Origin of the sequence: Leucobacter soli, assembly GCF_042659205.1 — a bacterium.
GTDB lineage: Bacteria > Actinomycetota > Actinomycetes > Actinomycetales > Microbacteriaceae > Leucobacter > Leucobacter soli.
In genome coordinates, this window is record NZ_JBHSRW010000185.1 from 1 (window position 1) to 4,593 (window position 4,593).

Here is a 4,593-nt window from a genome sequence, read left to right on the forward strand (position 1 = left end):
GGCCGACTCCGCCCGCCGCTGAGCACGCGTCGTCGGGCGCACCTGCGAGATCACCGGGCCGCGCGGGCCGGTGGGAGCCGTGACGACGGGCGCCGTCCAGCTCGGCTCCACCAGGTCGAGCGGCGTGACGTCGAAACCGTAGGCGCGCTGCAGCTGCTGCAGCGTCTCGCCGAACTCGCGCATCGAGGCGAAGCGCTGCTCGGGCACGAGCGCCATCGCACGCGCCAGCACCGCATCGAACGCCTCGTACCCCTGAGCTCCGGGAATCGGCGTGTATCGGGCGCGGCCGATGCGCTCGCTCATCCGCACCTGCGTGTTCTGCCGCCGATCCGGCGATTCGAAGGGCGACCGGCCCGCGGCGAAGGTGTAGAGCGTCGCCCCGAGCGCCCAGATCTCGCTCGCCGGGGTGCCCGAACTCGCCCCGGAGACGACCTCGGGAGCCGACCACGGGATCGACATCGCCTGGGCCTTCTCGTGCGAGGAATCGCGCCCGGCGAGCGACGAGATGCCGAAATCCGCGAGCGCCGGTCGCCCGGTCGTCGCGATCAGCACGTTCGACGGTTTGATGTCCCGGTGCAGGATCCCCGCGCGATGCGCGGTCTCGAGCGCGCCCGCGAGCCGCACCCCTGCGTCGAGCACGATGTCGAGCCGCGCCGGGTTGCCGCGGGTGCGCGCCCGCATCGAGTCCGGGCAGTACTCCATCGCGAGATACGGGCGGCCGTCCGCCGCCACTCCGGCCGAATAGACCGAAACGATCGAGGGATGGCTCGAGAGCCGCGCCATCGCGTCGGCCTCGGCCTCGAAGTCGCTGCGATCCCGCGGTTCCCCGAGCCTGGTCTCCAGCACCTTCACCGCGACGATACGGCGCGGCATGTCCTGCTCGTACTGGTACACATGCGCAAAACCGCCCGCACCGAGCGGACGCACATACCCGAACCCGGTGATGGGCGGCGGGTTCGGCGTCGCGGTCCTGCTCATCGGTCGACCGCTGCCTCGGAGCTCGGCGGAGTACCTCTCGCAGTGGCCTGCGCGCCGCCCGGTTCGTCGGTCGCAGACGGTGCGTTGCGAGAGGGCTGGTTCATACGCACATCATATCTTTCCCGCCCGGCCGGCCGTGTGGCCCAGCACGGTCGGATCCGGGGTGCTTCGGGCGGGCGGATCCGGGTGCGTCACGAGCGTGGATCGGGCGCCGTCGGCGGCGCGGAGCGGGTCCCGGGAACGCGAAAACCCCCAGCCGCGGGGCCGGGGGTTCTCGTGCGATCCGTGCGGTATCGTCTCGGGATCAGAGTGCGTTGACGTCCAGCGGAATGCCGGGACCGAACGTGGTCGACACGGCGCCCTTCTGAACGTACTTGCCCTTCGACGAGGTCGGCTTCAGGCGGACGATCTCGTCGAGCACCGCGCTGATGTTGTCGTTCAGCTGGTCGGCGCTGAACGATGCCTTGCCGACGATGAAGTGCACGTTCGAGTGCTTGTCGACGCGGAACTCGATCTTGCCGCCCTTGATCTCGGTCACGGCCTTCGCCGGATCCGGGGTCACGGTACCGGTCTTCGGGTTCGGCATCAGGCCGCGGGGGCCGAGCACCTTGCCCAGACGACCGACCTTGCCCATGAGCTCGGGGGTCGAGACGGCCGAATCGAAATCGGTGTAGCCGGCGGCCACCTTCTCGATCAGCTCGTCGCCACCGACCTCGTCGGCGCCTGCGGCGATGGCGGCCTCGGCCGCCGGGCCGGTCGCGAACACGATGACTCGAGCCGTCTTGCCGGTGCCGTGGGGCAGGCTGACGGTGCCGCGAACCATCTGGTCCGCCTTGCGGGGATCGACGCCCAGCTTGACGGCGACCTCGACGGTGCTGTCGGTCTTGGCCGACCCGGTCTCGCGAGCCAGGGCCACGGCCTCGGCGGGGGTGTAGAACTTGCCGGCCTCGATCTTCTCGACGGCGGCGCGATATGCCTTCGACTTCTGTGCCATTTGCGTTGCCCCTTACTCGACCGTGATGCCCATGGAGCGGGCGGTGCCCGCGATGATCTTCGCCGCCGCGTCGATGTCGTTGGCGTTGAGATCGGCCTGCTTCTGCTCGGCGATCTGGCGCACCTGATCGGCGGTCACCTTCGCGACCTTGACGGTGTGGGGGGTGCCCGAGCCCTTCTGCACGCCGGCGGCCTTCTTCAGGAGCTCGGCGGCCGGGGGGGTCTTCAGGATGAAGTCGAACGAGCGATCCTCGTAGACGGTGATCTCGACGGGGATGATGTTGCCCCGCTGGCTCTCCGTGGCCGCGTTGTAGGCCTTGCAGAACTCCATGATGTTGACGCCGTGCTGACCCAGCGCGGGGCCCACGGGGGGCGCCGGGTTCGCAGCGCCGGCGGCGATCTGAAGCTTGATCAGACCGGTCACCTTCTTGGCTTTTGCCATGATTGTTTCCTCTCCTCGAAGCCGGACTCTCACCGGCTTCTCCCGCGACCCGGGCCTCTCCCGGATGCGGTAGCGTGTTCGCGACCGGTGGGCGTGCGAGACGCCACGGACGCAAACTCCAATAGTCTAGCCGATCGGCGGGATCCTCGCATCTTGCCCGCTCGTCCGCTCGCACCTGAGGCCGGGTCGTCCACACCGGTCCGCTCGTCCGCCCTGCCCGCTCGCCACTGCACTTTTTCGCACCCGCTCCGCTTCGGCACCCCGCCCCTCCGCCCTTCTGCGGGTTCCTCCACGCCCCTCCCTTCCCCTTCCCCCTCCCCCTCGGCGACTGGCCCCCTTGCTGACGAGCGGTCCCCTCTTCAACGGAGAACTCCCAGGCCGCTCGTCAGCAAGGGGGCCGGTCGCCGCCACCAGGTCGGCTCAAGCGCGCCGACGACCCCGGTTCACGGGAGACGTCGGAGGAACGCGGCCGCCTCTGCGCCGTAGGCACGGGTCGGCGCACCGGGGACGGGTACGCGGAACTCTCGCAGGCGCCGCCCGAAGCGCCCGACCGTGATCAGGTCGGGCGCGCCCCACCGGATACCGCGCCATCCGGTGCTCCCGCTCACCCAATCATGTCTGCGCTTCTCGTCGTAGAGCACCTGGTCGGCGCTTCGTCCGCCCCTGAACTCGGGGTCGGTGTACTTCGCCCTGCCGTCGCATTCGCCGAACAGGCCGAGCCCGCGGAGCACGAAGTCGAGATAGAGGCTGCCGCCGGTCTCCGACCGGACCGGGACCTGCTGCTCGGCTTCGAACCCGAGCTGTAGCAACCGGAGCCGGCTGATGCTCTCGAGCTCGGATTCGGATTCCGGACCGGCCAGCACAGCGATCATGCGGACGGCGACCGAGCCTCGCATGCGCGGGCGGCGACGCACCCGTTCGAGCATGCGCTCCCGCCAGGCGGCCCACGCTTCGAGGTCGACCCCGCGACCGGTGCAGGCGATCCTGCGCAGGTGCTTCTCGGCGCAGGCGAACGCAACTGCGAAGGGCTCGGTCCGGGCGAGATCGACGATCGTCCGCTCGGGCGAGGTACAGGTGAAACCGCCGAACACCCCGATATCCGCGTCGGCGAGTTCGCATCGATGACGCACTAGTCGCGGGGTCGATGGGCCGCTCACCGACCCTCGGGCTATGACCTCCACTGCGAGCTGCCGATCCCGCTCGGCCGCTTCCGGCAACGACGACCCGAGACCCGCCGCGGCCCCGAGCCAGCCCGACCAGACCGGCAAACCGTGCAGCGTCGCGGCCGACCGATGCGAGAAGATTCGCGCACCCGGCGCCGACGCGTTCGCCGCCAGAAGCGCCGCGAGGTGGCGATCCGCCGCTTCGCCGTCCTCCCAGCGACCACCGTCGAGGTACCAGCCCCGCCTCATGCGGATGAACCGCCCCGACTCGACCGCCGCGGCGATATCGCGGGCGGTGTACCCGTTACGCGCCAGATCGGCCGCGTGGAACAGGTGCTGCGCGATCAGGGCGAGCTTCTCTTCGACCTGCATGCGACGATCCTGCATCCGCCCCGCCCGGTCGCGAGCCCGGATCCTGAAAGACTGCGGAATCTGCGGATAACTCAGCTTCTCGACAGGCGGTGAACGCCGAATCTGGTTCTCGAGTTTCTGCCTCTTCCGGCCGATCCGCTGTCGTCGCCTGTGCACGCACGCCTCCGGTGCCAGGCATCCGGCCCCGCACTCGCAAGCGCCGCGCGTCGCGCTTCGCGCGGCCAGGGCAACCCGGCAGACCTCGCGCCCTCTCTCGCCCGGCTTCCTTCCCCGCGAGCGGCCCTCTCCCCGCGAGCGGCGCCCTTCCCAACGAGCGACTCCCGTCTCCGTGTTCGGCCCCCTCCCCGCGAGCGGCGCCCTTCTTCACGAGCGGCCCCGACACCGACGGTCATTTCCGGGGCCGTTCGTGAAGAAGGGGGCCGATGGCGGCAGGGTGGGGCGTGAAACAGATGGGACCCGGGTATCGGACTGTCCGGCGCCAACGGTCAGCACGACCGTCAGACGTCAACGGTCAGGTGTCAACGGTCGGGCGAGACCGCCAGGCGGCGATCGTCGAGCGGCGACGGGCAGGCACGACCATCCGGCGCCAAAGGTCGGCACGACCGTCCGGCGCAACGGTCAGGCGTCGACCGCGAGGCGCGCGGC

At 70.1% G+C, this 4,593-nt stretch carries 4 protein-coding genes; all 4 read right to left on the reverse strand.

What is annotated here, in order from left to right:
- On the reverse strand, positions 1 to 978 hold a 978-nt coding region (locus ACFPZL_RS10265), incomplete at its 3' end, for a serine/threonine-protein kinase (protein ID WP_382335317.1).
- Positions 979 to 1,282: 304 nt separating this feature from the next.
- Positions 1,283 to 1,972: a 50S ribosomal protein L1 gene (gene rplA, locus ACFPZL_RS10270; protein ID WP_218116070.1), complete on the reverse strand. Its 690-nt coding sequence runs from the start codon at positions 1,970 to 1,972 to the stop codon at positions 1,283 to 1,285.
- 12 nt (positions 1,973 to 1,984) lie between these two features.
- On the reverse strand, positions 1,985 to 2,413 hold the full coding sequence (gene rplK / locus ACFPZL_RS10275) for a 50S ribosomal protein L11 (protein ID WP_218116071.1): 429 nt from the start codon (positions 2,411 to 2,413) through the stop codon (positions 1,985 to 1,987).
- A 443-nt stretch (positions 2,414 to 2,856) separates the two neighbouring features.
- Positions 2,857 to 3,948 (reverse strand): hypothetical protein, encoded by a 1,092-nt coding sequence (locus ACFPZL_RS10280; RefSeq protein ID WP_218116392.1) that lies wholly within the window; start codon positions 3,946 to 3,948, stop codon positions 2,857 to 2,859.
- Positions 3,949 to 4,593 lie beyond the last annotated feature (645 nt).